At 64.0% G+C, this 15874-nt stretch carries 15 protein-coding genes and 1 tRNA gene; 10 read left to right on the forward strand and 6 right to left on the reverse strand.

Annotated features, from left to right (window positions below):
* The first annotated feature begins 105 nt into the window (after positions 1 to 105).
* Genes ACIQ3Q_RS08905 through ACIQ3Q_RS08920 form a run of 4 tightly spaced genes read left to right on the forward strand, consistent with a single transcriptional unit; the run spans position 106 to position 3678 of the window.
* Positions 106 to 1590: a nickel-dependent hydrogenase large subunit gene (locus ACIQ3Q_RS08905; protein WP_396268722.1), complete on the forward strand. Its 1485-nt coding sequence runs from the start codon at positions 106 to 108 to the stop codon at positions 1588 to 1590.
* The gene (locus ACIQ3Q_RS08910) at positions 1590 to 2933 is read left to right on the forward strand and encodes a sensor histidine kinase (protein ID WP_396268723.1); all 1344 of its coding nucleotides are present in this window, start codon (positions 1590 to 1592) and stop codon (positions 2931 to 2933) included. Before ACIQ3Q_RS08905 ends, ACIQ3Q_RS08910 begins: the two co-directional genes overlap by 1 nt.
* Positions 2934 to 2992: 59 nt before the next feature.
* Positions 2993 to 3262, forward strand: a complete 270-nt coding sequence (locus ACIQ3Q_RS08915) for a type II toxin-antitoxin system prevent-host-death family antitoxin (protein WP_396268724.1) — start codon at positions 2993 to 2995, stop codon at positions 3260 to 3262.
* 2 nt (positions 3263 to 3264) lie between these two features.
* Positions 3265 to 3678 (forward strand): type II toxin-antitoxin system VapC family toxin, encoded by a 414-nt coding sequence (locus ACIQ3Q_RS08920; protein ID WP_396268725.1) that lies wholly within the window; start codon positions 3265 to 3267, stop codon positions 3676 to 3678.
* 36 nt (positions 3679 to 3714) lie between these two features.
* Here ACIQ3Q_RS08920 and ACIQ3Q_RS08925 read toward each other — a convergent pair whose 3' ends face one another.
* Positions 3715 to 5400 carry an electron transfer flavoprotein-ubiquinone oxidoreductase gene (locus tag ACIQ3Q_RS08925; RefSeq protein WP_396268726.1) on the reverse strand — a complete coding sequence of 562 codons (1686 nt, stop codon included), beginning with the start codon at positions 5398 to 5400 and terminating at the stop codon, positions 3715 to 3717.
* 236 nt (positions 5401 to 5636) lie between these two features.
* Between ACIQ3Q_RS08925 and ACIQ3Q_RS08930 the strand changes: the two genes are divergently transcribed.
* The 6 genes from ACIQ3Q_RS08930 to ACIQ3Q_RS08955 all read left to right on the forward strand — a co-directional run bounded on the left by ACIQ3Q_RS08930 (position 5637) and on the right by ACIQ3Q_RS08955 (position 11036).
* On the forward strand, positions 5637 to 6179 hold the full coding sequence (locus ACIQ3Q_RS08930) for a heme NO-binding domain-containing protein (RefSeq protein WP_396268727.1): 543 nt from the start codon (positions 5637 to 5639) through the stop codon (positions 6177 to 6179).
* Positions 6180 to 6208: 29 nt separating this feature from the next.
* Positions 6209 to 8338 carry a putative bifunctional diguanylate cyclase/phosphodiesterase gene (locus tag ACIQ3Q_RS08935; protein WP_396268728.1) on the forward strand — a complete coding sequence of 710 codons (2130 nt, stop codon included), beginning with the start codon at positions 6209 to 6211 and terminating at the stop codon, positions 8336 to 8338.
* A gap of 165 nt (positions 8339 to 8503) precedes the next feature.
* On the forward strand, positions 8504 to 9286 hold the full coding sequence (locus ACIQ3Q_RS08940; protein WP_396268729.1) for an SDR family oxidoreductase: 783 nt from the start codon (positions 8504 to 8506) through the stop codon (positions 9284 to 9286).
* 64 nt (positions 9287 to 9350) lie between these two features.
* On the forward strand, positions 9351 to 10022 hold the full coding sequence (locus ACIQ3Q_RS08945; RefSeq protein WP_396268730.1) for a YceH family protein: 672 nt from the start codon (positions 9351 to 9353) through the stop codon (positions 10020 to 10022).
* A gap of 2 nt (positions 10023 to 10024) precedes the next feature.
* Positions 10025 to 10444 carry an acyl-CoA thioesterase gene (locus tag ACIQ3Q_RS08950; protein WP_396268731.1) on the forward strand — a complete coding sequence of 140 codons (420 nt, stop codon included), beginning with the start codon at positions 10025 to 10027 and terminating at the stop codon, positions 10442 to 10444.
* 1 nt (position 10445) lies between these two features.
* Positions 10446 to 11036, forward strand: a complete 591-nt coding sequence (locus tag ACIQ3Q_RS08955; protein ID WP_396268732.1) for a nitroreductase family protein — start codon at positions 10446 to 10448, stop codon at positions 11034 to 11036.
* A gap of 161 nt (positions 11037 to 11197) precedes the next feature.
* On the opposite strand, the gene ACIQ3Q_RS08960 is transcribed toward ACIQ3Q_RS08955, so the two are convergent.
* From ACIQ3Q_RS08960 to ACIQ3Q_RS08980, 5 genes are all read right to left on the reverse strand, one after another.
* Positions 11198 to 12061, reverse strand: coding sequence for a DUF2145 domain-containing protein (locus ACIQ3Q_RS08960; RefSeq protein ID WP_396268733.1), 864 nt, complete (start codon positions 12059 to 12061; stop codon positions 11198 to 11200).
* Entirely contained in the window at positions 12062 to 12529 is a 468-nt protein-coding gene (locus tag ACIQ3Q_RS08965; protein ID WP_396268734.1) for a hypothetical protein, read from the reverse strand.
* A gap of 51 nt (positions 12530 to 12580) precedes the next feature.
* The gene (locus ACIQ3Q_RS08970) at positions 12581 to 14548 is read right to left on the reverse strand and encodes a DUF1631 family protein (RefSeq protein WP_396268735.1); all 1968 of its coding nucleotides are present in this window, start codon (positions 14546 to 14548) and stop codon (positions 12581 to 12583) included.
* 182 nt (positions 14549 to 14730) lie between these two features.
* Positions 14731 to 14806, reverse strand: a tRNA-Thr gene (locus ACIQ3Q_RS08975).
* Between the two features lie 48 nt (positions 14807 to 14854).
* Positions 14855 to 15862 carry a class 1 fructose-bisphosphatase gene (locus ACIQ3Q_RS08980; RefSeq protein ID WP_396268736.1) on the reverse strand — a complete coding sequence of 336 codons (1008 nt, stop codon included), beginning with the start codon at positions 15860 to 15862 and terminating at the stop codon, positions 14855 to 14857.
* Between the last annotated feature and the right edge of the window lie 12 nt (positions 15863 to 15874).

The following is a 15874-nucleotide window of genomic DNA, read 5'->3' on the forward strand; positions in this document are numbered from 1 at the left end:
GGAGACAACGCCGAAAGGCGTTGGCGGGGGACATGAGCGGACTCGGGCCGGCGCCGCGTTCTCAACAAGCTGCCCTGTGCAGGCCTACAGTGGAGGGGTGGTTTCGTGAGCACCACCAACACCCGCCTCCTCGTCGGCCCCTTCAATCGCGTGGAAGGGGATTTGGAAGTGCAGTTGGAGCTGCGCGATGGACACGTGGCTGAGGCGCGGGTGACGGCCACCATGTATCGAGGGTTTGAGAACATCCTGCCCGGGCGGGACCCGCATGATGCGATGGTCATCGTGCCGCGCATTTGCGGCATCTGCTCGGTGTCGCAGTCGGTAGCGGCGGCGCGGGCCTTGGCGGATGCCGCGGGTGTGAGCCCACCGCCCAACGGCCTGCATGCCACCAATTTGATGCTGGCCTGCGAAAACCTGGCCGACCATCTGGCTCATTTTTACCTGTTCTTCATGCCCGACTTCACCCGCGAGGTCTATGCCCAGCGGCCTTGGTTTGCTGAAGTGCAGCGGCGCTTTGCCGCCCTGGGTAGCGGGGCGGGCGGTGGTGGCGTGCACGCGCGTGCGGCGGTGGCGGCACGCCAGCGCTGGTTCACCTTGATGGGCACGCTGGGGGGCAAGTGGCCGCACACCCAAAGCGTGCTGCCCGGCGGCAGCTCTCGGGCCATTGATGCGGCCGAGCGCATTCGGCTGCTGGCCAAAGTGCGGGAGTTCCGTGCCTTCTTGGAAGGCACCTTGTTTGCCGCGCCGCTGGAAGAAGTCAGCGCTCTGCAGAACGAGGCCGAGTTGCAAGCCTGGCATGCTCAAGCACCCGAGCGCGGCGATTTACGCCTGTGGCTCACCATTTCAGCCGACCTGGGCCTGGATAGCCTAGGCCCTGGGCCCGGCCGTTACCTGAGTGTGGGCGCCTATCGCCAGCCCGATGGCCAGCATGCCTTGGCGTCTGGGCTGTGGCGCGCCGGTGTGGGCTTGGAGGGCGTGGACCTGGCGCGCATCACCGAAGACGCCACCCACGCCTGGCTGGACGATGCGGGCGGTGCGCGGCACCCGGCGCAGGGCCACACTCGCCCGCTGGCCGACAAGCCCGGCGCCTACACCTGGAACAAGGCGCCGCGCCTGGGCGGTGAGGTCATAGAGACCGGCGCCATTGCACGCCAGCTGACCAGCGGCCAGCCCTTGATTCGCGACGCCGTGGCGCGCTGCGGCGGCACCGTTTACACACGGGTCCTCGCGCGTTTGGTGGAACTGGCGCGGGTGCTTCCGATGCTGGAGCAGTGGCTGGCGGCCATCACGCCGAAAGAGCCCTTCTTTGTGCCGGATGCGCTGCCCGACGAGGCGCAAGGTGTGGGCACCACCGAGGCGGCGCGTGGGGCTTTGGGCCACTGGCTGCAAGTGCGTGGCGGCAAGCTCAGCCACTACCAAATCATTGCGCCGACCAGTTGGAATTTCTCAGGCCGTGATGCAGCGGGCCAGCCCGGCGCACTGGAGGCGGCCTTGGCGGGCGCGCCCGTGCTGCCCGGCGAGACCACGCCGGTGGCTGTTCAGCACATTGTTCGCTCGTTCGACCCTTGCATGGTCTGCACGGTGCACTGATGCCACGCCCCAGCCCGCTCGCCACCATTCCGCCTAACCCAGAGATGGAGGGCGTGGATGAGTCCACCTGGATGGATGTGATCCACAAGATGGACGAGGTCTATTCGCAGCTGGTGGCGGATGAGATCAAGCTGGAGCAAAAGAACGCCGAGCTGGAGCAGTCGCAGCAGTTCATCTTCAGTCTGCTGACGGCCATGAGCGACGTGCTGGCCGCCTGCAATGAAAGCGGTCAGATCGAAGAGACCAATGCGGCGCTGTGCGAGCTGGTGGGCCGCAGCGACGCGCAACTGCGCGGCATGGTCCTGAGCCAACTGACGGCCGACGACAGCAGTGCGGCCCGCCTGCGCCATGTGCTTGGCACGCCTGCGCTGCAGCGCAGTGGCACCACGGTGGAGGTGGAGCTGCTGGACGCGCAAGGGCAGCGTGTGCCGGTGGACTTCAACTGCACGCCGCGCTTGGACGGCCAAGGGCGGCGGGTGGGCATGGTGTTTGTGGGGCGGCCCATGGGCGAGATCAAACGCGCCTATCACCAGCTGCGAGAGGCGCACGAGGCCCTCAAGCTGACCCAGCAGCAACTGCTGCACTCCGAAAAAATGGCCTCACTGGGCCGGCTCGTGGCGGGCGTGGCGCATGAGCTGAACAACCCCATCAGCTTTGTGCTGGGCAATGTGCATGCGCTGCAGCGCTACACCGAGCGCCTGCGCCAGTACCTGGGCGCGGTGCATGCTGACGAACCAGCGGCCGAGCGGGCCGCGCTGCGCGCCAAGCTGCGCATTGATCACCTGCTGGCTGATTTGCCTTCGCTGATGGAAGGCACGCTGGAAGGCGCGCAACGCACGGCCGACATCGTCAACGGCCTGAAGCGCTTCTCGGCGGTGGATCGGGAGGAGCGCAGCCTGGTGGACATGAACCGCGTGATCGAGCGCGCCGTGCATTGGGTCAAAAAAGGCACGGCGCCCGCCTTTGACGTGCATTGGCAGCCCGGGGCCGAAGCCCCGGTGATGGGCAGTGCGGGGCAGTTGCTGCAGGTGCTGATGAACCTGGTGCAAAACGCCTATGACGCGGCCTCGCAGCGCCCGGGTGCGCTGCCGGCACTTTGGATTGCCTGCGAGGCCTCAGACGGTTGGGTGCGCGTGAGCTTGCGCGATAGCGGCCCCGGCATTGCCGAGGCCGACCTCACCCGCATCTTCGACCCCTTTTTCACCACCAAGCCGGTGGGTAAGGGCACGGGCCTGGGCCTGTCCATCTCCTACGGCATCGTGGAGCAGCATGGCGGCCGCCTGCGCGCGACCAACCACCCGCAGGGCGGGGCCGTGTTCACGCTGGAGTTGCCGCAGGCTTGATTTTGACGCGCCTGGCTGAGTGTCATAACATGCAGACATTTGCTGCTTAGGAGCTTGCCATGGCCCGCATCACCAGCATTCCAGCGCGAGAGTTTGCGCGCAACCTCGCTGGCGCCAAGCGCGCTGCTGCTCAGGGTCCGGTACTCATCACCGACCGCGGCGAGCCGGCCTATGCGCTGCTGCGCATCGACGACTATTACCGCTTGTCAGGGGGACGGCCTTCATCGCGCTCCTTGCTGGAGGTCATGGATGGCTTGCCTGACACCACAGGGATTGATTTTGAGCCTGCTCGCCTGAAGGGCGAGGTGGCTGCGGCCGACTTGGAGTGAGCATGATCCTGCTCGACACCAACGTGGTTTCGGAGTTGAGGCCAGGCAAGCGCGAGTCCTCTGCAGAGGTTCGCGCATGGGCGGCCGCGCAGGCCATTGAGACCCTCTATCTCAGCAGCATCACCTTACTGGAGTTACGCGTCGGCATGGAGCGCAAGGCTCGCCTGGACGGCGAGCAAGGGCGACGTTTGAAGGCCTGGATAACCGCGCTCGAAGCCGAGTTCGAAGCGCGAATCCTGCCCTTCGGCGCGAGGTCAGCGCAATGTTGTGCGCCCTTGCATGTGCCCAACCCTCGCGAATGGGGCGATGCCGCGATTGCTGCCACGGCGCTGGAGTACGGATTCGCCGTGGCAACGCGCAATGTGCGCGACTTCGAGCACACGGGCGTGCGTGTGATCAACCCTTGGGAGGCTTGAAGGCGCCGCGGCTTGCCGCAGCGCTGAAGAGGGGCCTTACATGCCCGCGTAGTTCGGCCCGCCGCCGCCTTCTGGCGTCACCCAAATGATGTTCTGGGTCGGGTCTTTGATGTCGCAGGTCTTGCAGTGCACGCAGTTCTGGGCGTTGATCTGGAGGCGGTCTGACCCGTCGTCGCTCTTGACGAACTCGTACACCCCTGCGGGGCAGTAGCGGCTCTCGGGCCCGGCAAAGCGCGCCAAGTTGGTGGCGACGGGCACCGAGTCATCTTTGAGCGTCAAGTGGGCCGGTTGGTTCTCTTCATGGTTGGTGTTGCTGATGAACACCGAGGAGAGCCTATCAAACGTCAACACGCCATCGGGCTTGGGATAGTCGATCTTGGGGCACTGGTCGGCTGGCAACAGCTTGATGTGGTCGGGCAGCAGGTTGTGGGTGGTCCAGGGCGGTGTCGTCACGCCCACCTTGGGCAAGAACCAATGCTCGATACCAGTCATCAGCTTGCCCACCAGCGGGCCCTTCTTGAACCAGTTCTTGAAGTTGCGGTAGGTCCACAGCTCTTCATGCAGCCAGCTGGCTTGGAACTTCTCAGGGAAGGCGGCCAACTCGTCTTGGCTGCGGCCTGCAGCCAAGGCTTCGGCCAAGGCTTCGGCGCAGAGCATGCCGCTCTTCAGCGCGGCATGGCTGCCCTTGATGCGGGCGGCGTTCAAGAAGCCCGCATCGCAGCCCACCAAGGCGCCACCGGGGAAAACCAGCTTGGGCAGGGCTTGCGGCGTGCCGTTGTTCAGGGCGCGCGCACCATAGCTGATGCGCTTACCGCCCTCAATGTGGCTGCGGATGGCCGGGTGGGTCTTCCAGCGCTGCAGTTCTTCAAAGGGCGAGAGCCAGGGGTTGCTGTAATCCAGGCCGATCACAAAGCCCAGGGTGACCTTGTTGCCCTCCAGGTGGTAGAGGAAGCCACCCCCAAAGGTGTCGTCGTTCATGGGCCAGCCGGCGGTGTGCACCACGCGGCCGGGCTGAGCCTTGTCGGCGGGGATCTCCCACAGCTCTTTGATGCCGATGGCATGGGTCTGGGCGTCGCGCTCGGCGTTCAGGCCAAAGCGGGCGATCAACTGTTTGCCCAGGTGGCCGCGCGCGCCTTCAGCAAACACGGTGTACTTGCCCAGCAGCTCCATGCCGAGTTGGAAGCCCTCGTGCGGCTCGCCATCTTTGCCAATGCCAAGGTTGCCGGTGGCCACGCCGCGCACCCGGTCTTGTTCGTCAAACAGCACTTCAGCGGCGGTGAAGCCGGGGAAGATCTCCACGCCCAGGCTCTCGGCTTGCTCGGCCAGCCACTTGGTGACCGCACCCAGGCTGATCACATAGCAGCCGTGGTTATGGAAGTTGCGGGGCATCAGCCAATCCGGGGTGCGGCTGCTGCCTGTTTCATTCAGCACCAGCAGGTCGTCGCCGGTCACGGGCTGGTTCAGCGGTGCGCCGCGCTCTTTCCAGTCGGGGAACAACTCGGTGATGGCGCGCGGGTCCATCACGGCACCCGAGAGAATGTGTGCGCCAGGCTCCGAGCCCTTTTCCAGCACCACGACATTGATCTCCTGGCCCTTATCGGCGGCGATCTGCTTCAGGCGGATGGCTGTGGCCAAGCCTGCGGGGCCGCCGCCCACGATGACCACGTCGTATTCCATGGACTCACGGGGGCCAAATTGGGCCAAGAGGTCGGCAGAGGTCATGTCACAGTCCTGGGCAGAGGGATACAAATCGGGGAGGGTGCGGGCTCGCACCGAGAATTGGCGACGATTCTAGCGGTTGTTCATCATAAAAAGAACGGTCGTGCTATTTTGAAATCTACTCTTCCCATCACTAATCTGACAAGCGATAGTGTCGATGCTCCCCAGATCGACCGACCAAAGACGCACTAGCATGGTGCTGATCTGAGGGTCATCAGCGAGGCTGCCGCATGTTAGGCATGGTGTTCACGGAATTCTTGGAGATGGTGGAGGATGGTTTTGGCCCAGATGCGGCGGACGCTATCCTCTGCGCTGCGGTGCCCGGCCACGATGGGGCCTACACCGCCGTAGGCTATTACGACCATGCTGAGTTGGTCTCCATGGTGGTGGCCTTGTCGGAGCGCACCGGCATTGCAGTGCCGGATTTAGTCAAATCGTTCGGGCGTCACTTGTTGCTGCGCTTCACTCAGGTGCATCCCAAGATGTTCCTGGGCGCCGACAGTCTGTTCGACCTGGTGTCCCGCATTGATGGCCACATCCATGTCGAGGTGCACAAGCTCTACAGCGAAGCCACCTTGCCGCGCTTTACGGTGCGCGAGCGTAGCCCCGAGCGCATGACCGTGCTCTATCAATCCCCCCGAGGCTTGCACGAATTGGCTGTGGGTCTGTTGGAAGGCGCGGCCGAGCACTATGGCGAGCCTTGCATCATTCAGACCCAAGCCTGGCAAGACGATCAGGGACAAACCGGGACGATGATCACTCTGGAGCGCGTGGCCGCATGATGGACACCCAGCCCGGTCTGCTTGACGCGATGTCAACGTCCGACCAGATCGAGGTGATGAAGCGGCGCTTGGACCGAGAGCGGGCCGCGCGCAAGCAGGCTGAGAGCCTGCTGATGGACAAAAGCCAAGAATTGTTTGACGCTTTGCAGCGTGCCCGACAAACCGAGAACCGCCTTCAAATGGCCCTATGGGGCAGTGGCGAAGGCATTTGGGACTGGACCAGTGGGCAGGCTGCAGTGCATGTGCTGGGCCTGCGCTTAGGTGCGGACACCGTCGCCGAGGCCGACTATGAGATCCGCGCTTTGGCGGCTCGCGTGCACCCTGATGACCGCGAGGCGGTGCTCCTGGCCAGCCGCTTGCATTGGGCGGGCGCGCGCGAAGACATGGACATGGCCTGCCGCTTCCAAACAGTGGAAGGCTGGCGCTGGGTGCGCGTGCGCGGCCGTGCCATTGAGCGGGATGACGAAGGCCTGCCCATGCGCATTGCGGGCACCGTCAAGGACATCACCAATCAACGCGCCTCAGAGCAATCGCTGAACCTGATGGCTCAGGCCTTTGCCAGCACCCATGATGCACTGGCCGTGGTGGATGAACGTTGGCGTGTGGTGGAGGTCAACGACTCCTTGACCCAGATGATCGGTGCGGAAGCGTCGACCCTGCAGGGGCAGTCCATTTTGGATCGCGTGGACATTGACAAAGCAGGAGCCGCACGCGGAGGCTGGCGCGCCGAGCGCGTGCTCAAAGGCCACGACAACGACGTACCCGTGGAGGTGAGTGTGACCCCGGTGCAAGCGCTGGCTGGGCAAGGGCGCTGCTACATCATTGCCATGCACGACATCAGCGAGCGGCACTTGGTGGCCACGCGCCTGGAGCGCTTGGCGCTGAACGACACCTTGACAGGCTTGCCCAACCGGGCTGCGCTGGAGCAGCACTTGGCCGAACGCGTGAGCCAAGATGGCGCGGAGTGCTTTGTGGTGCTGTTCATGGACTTGGATGGCTTCAAGGGTGTCAACGACTCCTACGGCCATAAGGCAGGCGACGATGTGCTGCGCCAGGTTTCGCAGCGCTTGGTTCGGGCTTTACCGAACGCCTTTGTGGGCCGTTGGGGTGGCGATGAATTTGTCGCCGTCCTGCCGCCAGGCAGCGAGGACATAGCAGTGCGTGAAGGCGCACAGCTCCTGATGGCCGGCCTGGCGGCACCACTGACCCTGGGCGAAGGCCATGAGCTGGTCATCAGCCCCAGCATGGGGGCAGCGCAGTTCCCTCTGCACGATACTGACGCTGCAGGCTTGCTGCGCAAGGCGGATTCGGCCATGTACGCCGCCAAGGCCCAGGGCAAAAACCGGCTGCAGATCTACGAGCCATCCATTGATCAAGACTCGCTGCGGCGCGTGCGCTTGTTAAGCCAGTTACGGGTAGACGCCGAGCGCAGCGCGTTCACCTTTGAAGCACAGCCCAAGGTGGATCGTGAAGGCAAAGTCACCGGCGCTGAGCTGCTGGTGCGCTGGACCACCCGTGAGTTTGGCGCCATCTCGCCGGTGGAGTTCATCCCACTGGCAGAGCAGTCGGGAGCGATTGAGCTGTTGGGCCGCCAAGCCCTGTTGTGCGCTGGGCGCTTGGCTCAAGAAGTGGCGGCCAAAGGCTTGCGCTTGCACATTGCCGTCAACCTCTCCCCGCGCCAACTCCACAACATGGCCTTTGAGCGCATGGCGCTTCATGCCTGCGAGCGCTTTGGCATCAAGCCCGCCCAGCTCGAGCTCGAATTGACCGAGTCCGCCTTGGCGGATGCTTCGGTGCTGCCCTTGTTGCGCCGCCTGCGCAACCACGGTTTCACCTTGGCCTTGGATGACTTCGGCACCGGCTACTCCTCGCTGAGCTATTTGCTCAAGCAGCCGGTGCAAAAAGTCAAGATCGACCGCGCCTTTGTGCGTGACATCACCTCTGATAACGCCGCGAGTGAGGTCATCAAGGGCACGCTGCAAATCTGCCGCGGCCTGGGTTTGAAGACGGTGGCCGAAGGTGTTGAAACCTGGGCGCAGTTTGAGATGCTGCGCGACCTGGGGGTGGATGAATTCCAGGGTTACCTGTTTGCCCGGCCCATGCCCATTGACCAATGGCTAGAGCAACTCTCTGGCGAAGGTCTCGGCGACGTGGGCTAGGGCCTGTGCTGGGCCGAATTGGCGGCACTGCTTAACGCTTTGGTGACGGGGCCGCGTGATATGGTTGCTTCAACAGCTAGTCTCTAGCTGCCAGAGGCAACACCAACCCACGCGGTTCGTGCTGCATCCCCGAATTCTTCACGGCCCTTGCAGGCCCATTCATTCATGAGCTATAGCATTGATCTGTCGGGCCGCGTGGCCCTGGTGACGGGCGCCTCCAGTGGTCTGGGAACCCAATTTGCGTTAACCCTGGCTCGCGCTGGTGCTGCCGTGGTGCTGGCCGGACGCCGCACCGAGCGGCTCAAAACATTGCGTGCCGAAATTGAAGGTGCTGGTGGCGATGCCCATATGGTGCATCTGGATGTGACGGATGTGGCCAGCATCAAGTCGGCCGTAGCCCATGCCGAGACGGAAACCGGCACGCTGGACATCCTCATCAACAACTCTGGCGTGAGCACGACCCAGAAGTTGACGGATGTGACCCCCGACGACTATGACTTTGTGATGGACACCAACACCCGTGGTGCCTTCTTTGTGGCTCAAGAGGTGGCCAAGCGCATGATTGCCCGCTCTCGCGGTGCGGCGCCGGGCACCTTCACCGGCGGGCGCATTGTGAACATCGCTTCCATGGCGGGCCTGCGGGTGCTGAGCCAGATTGGCGTCTATGCCATGAGCAAGGCGGCGGTGGTCCACATGACGCGGGCCATGGCCTTGGAATGGGGTCGCTACGGCATCAATGTGAATGCCATCTGCCCGGGCTATATCGACACCGAGATCAACCACCATCACTGGGACACCGAGGGCGGCCAAAAGCTGGTGCAGATGCTGCCGCGCAAGCGCGTGGGCCAGCCTAAAGACCTGGACACTGCCTTGCTGATGCTGTGCGCCAACGAAAGCCATTTCATCAATGGCGCGGTGATTCAGGCCGACGACGGCTTTGGGGTCTGAACATGGGGCTGTAGCGGCTTGATAATCAAAGCCATCTGATTGGCTTTGAAGATCGAGTCTGACCATGACCTTGCGAGCATTGACGCCTCTGGAGGCGCGCGTTCTGGCGGTGCTGGTGGAGAAGCACCACACCGTCCCTGACACCTACCCGCTGTCCCTGAATGCCCTGGTGGCCGGCTGCAACCAAAAGACGGCGAGGGCACCCGTGATGGAGGCCTCTGAGTCCGACGTGATCGTGGCTTTGGATGGGCTCAAGCAACTCCACTTGGTGGAGGTGTCGGGCAGCCGCGTTGCCCGCTATGAGCACAATGCCCCGCGCGGCCTGGGTGTGCCCAGCCAGTCGGTGGCCTTGCTGACCACGCTGATGTTGCGGGGGCCTCAAACGGCCGCCGAGTTGCGACTGAACTCGGAGCGCCTGCACAAGTTTGCAGATGTCTCCTCAGTGGAGGCATTCCTCGATGAGCTGAGCAGCAAGGAGCCGGCCCGCGTGGTCAAGTTGCCGCGCGCCCCTGGCGCGCGTGAGGCGCGCTGGACCCATCTGCTCAGCGGAGAGCCCTCCGCCGAACTCTTAGCGCTCAGCGCCAGCACATCGTCTGCGGCTGACTCGGTTTCCGCCGGTGAACTGTCTGTGCTCAAGGCCGAAGTGGCGCGCTTGTCCGGCGAGATGCAGGCCTTGCGGGTCGAAGTCTTGGCGATGCAGCAGGCTTTGGGCATCAGCCCCAGCACGGAGGCCTGAGCATGCGCTTTGAGCTGCCCCAAAACAAGAAGCTGAGCTTCGAGATGACCATCCCCATTCGCTGGGGCGACATGGACGCGATGGGCCATGTCAACAACACCATCTACTTCCGCTACCTGGAGATTGTGCGGGTGGAGTGGCTGCGCCAAGTGGGCGGCCCACCCGACCCCAGTGGCGAAGGGCCGGTCATCGTCAACGCCTTCTGCAACTTCCTCAAGCAGTTGGAATATCCCGGTGACGTGCTCGCGCGGCATTACGTGGCCAACCCCGGCCGCAGCAGCTTTGACACCTTCATCACCCTGGAGCGGGTGGACCAGCCCGGTTTGATTTATGCCGAGGGCGGCGCAACCACGGTGTGGATGGACTTTCCCAGCGGCAAATCCGCCCCCATGCCGGACTGGCTGCGCCAACTGGTGAGCTGACATGGCCAGCGACGACGCCGCCCTGGTTGACTTGTGCGACACCTGGATTCGCAGCCGCCAGCACATCGGCCCCAAGCACCTGACGGAGCCCGCGCCGGATGAGGCGACCTTGCGGGCCTTGTTTGCCGCTGCTGCCGCCGCGCCTGACCATGCTCAGTTGCGGCCCTGGCGCTTTTTGGTCTTGGGCCCGGCCGCGCGCGAGCGCTTGTCTGAGGCCTTTGCCCAAGCCCTGCTGGAGCGCGACCCAGCCGCCCTGGACTATCAACTCAGCGAGGCCCGTCAAAAGGCCTTCCGAGGCCCGGTGCTGATCTTGGCCGTGGTGGATTTGCGCGCCGACCATGCCGATGTACCGCCCATGGAGCGGGTGTTCTCGCTGGGCAGTGCGGTGCAAAACCTGCTGCTTGCGGCGCAGGCGCGAGGCTTTGCCAGTGGCTTGTCCAGTGGCCGTGCTTTGAACAGCGACGCCTTGCGCCAGGCCTTTGGCATCGTGCCTGGCGAGCATGCGCTGTGCTTCATCAGCCTGGGCACACCCACGCGCCACAAAACGCCGCGTCAGCGGCCAGCCGTCGACGATTTCGTGCGCTGGGTCTAAGAACTTGTCCGCAAATAGCCGAGGTCGGCTGGTTGGCGATTTGGGCGTCGGGCGGCGTTGCAAATCCTCGCAATGCCGCCGGGCATTGCTGCGGTGTTGCGCCTTCCCCGTCATCCCAAAGTCGCTCAACCCTCCTCCGCCCGTCTATTGACGGACAAGTTCTAAGGCTCGCAGCGCGCATTCAGTCGGTCCCAGCCGCGCGCCACCTGCACGCCTTGCGGGCCGACGCACAACTCCACGCGCTGCGCTTCGGGCCATTGTTGATGAATGAATGCCTCCATGCTCTCGGGGGTGCTGACGCTGTAGCGGGGCTGATCGGGCTGAAGCAGCGGGTGCTCGTCGTTATGCAGCCAGGGGCTCAGCGCGGACACCCCCCACCAAGCGCCGACATTCACCACGCTGGGCTCATAGCCCGCCTCGCGCAACCAGGCCTGCGCTGCGGGGCGTGGTGGCTGCGAGCTGGGCGGTGCCACCGCGTGGGCCAACAGCTCTAAAGCCCACTGATTGCAGTTTTGTGAGCGGGTTGAAAACGCATAGGCGTTGGCGCTGTAGCGGCCATTCTGCAGGCTCAGCGCGCGGGCTTTGTCCGCCGCAGCCGCAGCCAGGGCCTGGGCCGGGCGTTCTGGCAGCCACACCAAGGAGATGAATGCCAACTCAGGGTCATCGACGCCCCTCACAAAGCCGGTTAGGCCTTGATCGAAGAGACGAGGAAACTGTTCGTCGCAGTCAAAGTAGAGCTGGCGCACGGCCCAGGGCAGGTCCGCACCAGCGCGCAGGCTCCAGCCAGCATGGGTGTAGCGCAGGCCAAAGCGCCCTAAGTTGAGCCCAGAGCGCGACACCAAGGCCACCGGGGCACCTGCGCGCTGCAACTCCGCTTTAACGGCGGCCGTGAGCAACAGCAGTCGTTCCTCTTGGGCGACCGAGCGGTCTGGGGGCAGGCCGCAAAAGCGCATGGAGGCCTGAGCGGGCAGGGCGGCCAGCACCGCCACTGCCAAGAGCGTGCGCCGCAATCCCGCGGCGCGCATTCAGATCACGACAGGGCGGCTGTCCAGCTCACGCTGCCAAGCGTCATCCAAGACCAGGAAGAAGGGCTCACGGGCTTGGGCGACAGCAAAGGTCAGGCCAAAGTCACGGTGCTGAACATCCACCCACACCCCTCGGGCCAAACCGGCCTGCTGCGCAATGTGCTGGGGCAACTTCAGCAAGACGGGTGCGTCTTGGTTGATTTGCAAAGCCACTTGCACGCGACCGTCAGCGCCCGGGGCGTCGGCCATCTCGATGATCTGATAGCGCCCTTGAGCGACGCGCTCCTTGCCGGAGGAGCTGTTGCTGGAGCCCTGCAGCGAATCGGACAGGCTACCAATGCCCTTCGATGCAGCGCTGGAGGCCGAGGACGCGCCGGAATCAGAAGCTTGGGCGCCGGCGACACCCAGTGCCAAAGCCGAAGCGGCGAACAAGGTCTTGAGGCTGAGTCGCGAAGAGTGGAGGGTCATGATGGCTTGTCCTGAGAGGGGCTTGATGCCCTATTCTTGCTCATATGCACCCTACTGCAGCGGCACAGGCAGAGAATTCGCCGCTGCGCGCAGCCATTGGCCCGGGTCGATGGTGGTGATCAAGCCCTCCGAGCGCATGCGCTCCAGCACACGGCGGCTGGCGGTAAACGGGGTGTCGCGCGGCCGCGAGAACGAATAAAAGCGTTGACGATCGCTCACCCAGTCGAGGCGCGCACTGGTCCAGCGGCCTTGCATGAAGATGCGGCACATTTGCCCTGCCGCCAAGCCGTTGATCCAGGCAGCGCGGGCTAAGCGGCCCGGGCTGTCCGGCGGGTCATCTTGCAAGACCTGTGGCACGGTTTCCAGCTCGGAGTGGTGGGCCCAGCGTGAAGACAGCATGTCTTCGGAGCCCGGCGTCGTGCCCTGGTCGCCTGCCGAGGCCAGGCGCTCGGTGGCGTCAGGCGCTGGCGGCGCCTCGGGGGCATCGTCAAAGCCCTGGTCTGCCACCACAGCAAAGGGCTCAGCCGCCGATTCAGGCGGCTTGCTCGGTGGCGCGTGCGGCAGAGGGGCGGGTGCGTTGGGGGCGGGAGCCGGGTGCACCGTGCGAGCACGGGGCCATTCGGCCAGGGCCGTCATCAAGTCTGCTTCATGGCTGCGAATGCGTTCGTCGGTGTGGGCGCCAGCACTCAGGCCTTCACGCACCTCCATCAGCAAGCACTCCAGCTCGGCGGGGCCCAGAGGCTGGCTCAAGTCTTGCGCGCTCTTCTCGATCAGCACGTCCACCAAAGCCGTCCAGCGTTGGGCTGCGGGGCTGTCTACGCCCTCCGTCGCACTCACGCGCGCCAAAACCTGTACCCAAGGGCCGAGCAAGAACTGGCGAATCTCCGGCTGAGGGTCTTGGCCACTCAAGCGGTCCAGCATTTGGAACAGGATCAGGGGCTCCAGCTCATCGCGGCGCACTTCCACATCCAGTTGAGCCTCGGGTTGGCGCTGCGCATCAGCAGCCGCCTTCAGGGCAGCCAAGTGCATTTGCTCGACGTGGTCCAGCACGCGCTGGTAGGCGCTGTCCTTGGCGGGCGACTTGGAGCGCTGCAGACGCTCAATCAGCGGTGCCATGCGCTGCTCCAGTGGCAGCTTACCGGGCTTGTGCAGTGGGTAAAGCTGGCCCAGCGCCACCAGCCGCTCCACCAGGCGCCACGTGACGCCCTGCTCATTGGCCAGCATCTCAGGCTGGGCTTCGACGCTGCGTTGCAATGCCACGGCAAGATCCGCCATCAACGCCGTCATGCCTGCGTCCAAGCCCGCTTGCTGGGCCATGCGCGCCAGCAAGGCGGGCACTTGGGTGGCTGTGATACCCACTGCAGCCTGGGGCAGGCTGGGGGGATAGGTTTCGAGCGTGGGGCGCGGCTTGTCAGTTTCGCTACTGGGCGGGGCGGCCAACTGCAGGCTGGTGGCTGAAGGCGCAATCGGGGGGGCGCTCACGCCTTGCAACTCCAGCCATTCCAACTGCCGCTCGTACAGGGGGTTGAGCAGGCGGGTCAGTGGCGTGGCGAGTTGCGACAGCACCTCCAAGCGCTGCTGAGGCACGCTGACGGACACGCGCAAGGCTTGGCACAAGGTATCGGCCAGCAAACCGGGGTGCAGCAAGGCTGCGTGTGGCCACTGGCCATCCGCCAATTCCGCGTGCCAGAGCGGCTCGCCGCGGGTTTGAAGCTCCACCAGCAACCAATCTGCAGCGGTGTGCATGTCTTGCACCAGGCGCTTCACGACAACGCCTTCGCTGACTTCGGCCTCCGACATGAGCATGATGCCGCTGGGCAAGCCGTTGCGCGCCGGGTGGCGCGTCAGGCCTGGGTCACTCAGCGCCCGCTCCAGCTTCATCAACCAAGCTTCACGCAAACCAGCCTGATGCTGCAGGCCCGCTGCACGCAGCGCACGCTGCACCAACTCCGCTGCATCGCTGCGGCAGCGTTGCAGCCAGTCCATAAAGCTTGGAGCGGTGATGGAATCGAGACGCATGGGGCCGAGAAGAGGGTTCTACTGCTGACTTGTTGAGCTAGCAGATTGTGGCGCTGTGCGGTGTGTGCTCGTTGGCCCCATCGGAGAAGAAGCTCTGCGGCGTGAAGCAGACCCGGCCATATTTCACACCTGCCAGAAACAACAAAGCCCAGTCTTGCGAACTGGGCTTTGTGCGGGGTGTGTGGTGCCGGAGAGAGGAGTCGAACCCCCGACCTTCTCATTACGAATGAGCTGCTCTACCAACTGAGCTACACCGGCTTGGAAGCCGCGCATCATAGCAGAAGGCGCGGCTGCCTCAGCGGCCGCTTAGGCGTCCTGGTGGTAGTCGTGGACCCGCTGGACTTCGTTCTTGGAGCCCAAGATGACGCTGACGCGCTCGTGCAGCTTGGTGGGCTGGATGTCCATGATGCGCTGGCGGCCGTTGCTGACCATGCCGCCCGCTTGCTCCACCACAAAGCCCATGGGGTTGGCTTCGTAGAGCAGGCGCAGCTTGCCGGGTTTGTCGGGGTCGCGCTTGTCCCAGGGGTACATGAAGATGCCGCCACGGGTCAGGATGCGGTGCACGTCGGCCACCATCGAGGCCACCCAGCGCATATTGAAGTCTTTGCCGCGCGGGCCTTCCTTGCCCGCCAAGCATTCGTCGATATAGCGCTTGACCGGGGCATCCCAGTGGCGCATGTTCGACATATTGATGGCGAACTCTTTGGTGTCATCGGGGATCTGCACGTTCTCTTCGGTCAACACCCAAGAACCCATCTCGCGGTCCAGGGTGAACATGGCCACACCGTCACCCACGGTCAGCACCAGCGTGGTCTGCGGGCCATAGATGCAATAGCCTGCAGCAGCCTGTTGCCTGCCTGGCTGCAGGAAGTCTTCTTCGCTGACGCCGCGCTGGTTGTTGACCTTGCGCAGCACCGAGAAGATGGTGCCAATCGACACGTTCACGTCGATGTTGGAGGAGCCATCCAGGGGGTCAAACAGCAGCAGGAATTCACCCTGCGGATAGCGATTCGGCACCACATGGATGGAGTCCATTTCTTCGGACGCCATGGCCGCCAAGTGGCCACCCCATTCGTTGGCCTCGATCAGCACTTCATTGCTGATCACGTCCAGCTTCTTCTGGACTTCGCCCTGCACGTTTTCAGAGCCGGCGCTGCCCAGCACATCGCCGAGCTCGCCCTTGTTGACGGAGATGGCAATGCGCTTGCAGGCGCGGGCCACCACCTCGATGAGCAGACGCAACTGGGCCGGGATGTGCCCGTGCTCGCGTTGCTGCTCAACCAGATACTGGGTCAGGCTGATCCGTTTGGTCATCTCAAAGTCCTC

The organism is Ideonella sp. (assembly GCF_044358605.1).
In the GTDB taxonomy this organism is placed as follows: domain Bacteria; phylum Pseudomonadota; class Gammaproteobacteria; order Burkholderiales; family Burkholderiaceae_C; genus Ideonella.

Coding starts and splice junctions, on each gene's coding strand:
- ACIQ3Q_RS08910 (WP_396268723.1), top strand. CDS start 1,590: ATGCCACGCCCCAGCCCGCTCGCCACCATTCCGCCTAACCCAGAGATG.
- ACIQ3Q_RS08915 (WP_396268724.1), top strand. CDS start 2,993: ATGGCCCGCATCACCAGCATTCCAGCGCGAGAGTTTGCGCGCAACCTC.
- ACIQ3Q_RS08920 (WP_396268725.1), top strand. CDS start 3,265: ATGATCCTGCTCGACACCAACGTGGTTTCGGAGTTGAGGCCAGGCAAG.
- ACIQ3Q_RS08925 (WP_396268726.1), bottom strand. CDS start 5,400: ATGACCTCTGCCGACCTCTTGGCCCAATTTGGCCCCCGTGAGTCCATG.
- ACIQ3Q_RS08930 (WP_396268727.1), top strand. CDS start 5,637: ATGGTGTTCACGGAATTCTTGGAGATGGTGGAGGATGGTTTTGGCCCA.
- ACIQ3Q_RS08935 (WP_396268728.1), top strand. CDS start 6,209: ATGTCAACGTCCGACCAGATCGAGGTGATGAAGCGGCGCTTGGACCGA.
- ACIQ3Q_RS08940 (WP_396268729.1), top strand. CDS start 8,504: ATGAGCTATAGCATTGATCTGTCGGGCCGCGTGGCCCTGGTGACGGGC.
- ACIQ3Q_RS08945 (WP_396268730.1), top strand. CDS start 9,351: ATGACCTTGCGAGCATTGACGCCTCTGGAGGCGCGCGTTCTGGCGGTG.
- ACIQ3Q_RS08950 (WP_396268731.1), top strand. CDS start 10,025: ATGCGCTTTGAGCTGCCCCAAAACAAGAAGCTGAGCTTCGAGATGACC.
- ACIQ3Q_RS08955 (WP_396268732.1), top strand. CDS start 10,446: ATGGCCAGCGACGACGCCGCCCTGGTTGACTTGTGCGACACCTGGATT.
- ACIQ3Q_RS08960 (WP_396268733.1), bottom strand. CDS start 12,061: ATGCGCGCCGCGGGATTGCGGCGCACGCTCTTGGCAGTGGCGGTGCTG.
- ACIQ3Q_RS08965 (WP_396268734.1), bottom strand. CDS start 12,529: ATGACCCTCCACTCTTCGCGACTCAGCCTCAAGACCTTGTTCGCCGCT.
- ACIQ3Q_RS08970 (WP_396268735.1), bottom strand. CDS start 14,548: ATGCGTCTCGATTCCATCACCGCTCCAAGCTTTATGGACTGGCTGCAA.
- ACIQ3Q_RS08980 (WP_396268736.1), bottom strand. CDS start 15,862: ATGACCAAACGGATCAGCCTGACCCAGTATCTGGTTGAGCAGCAACGC.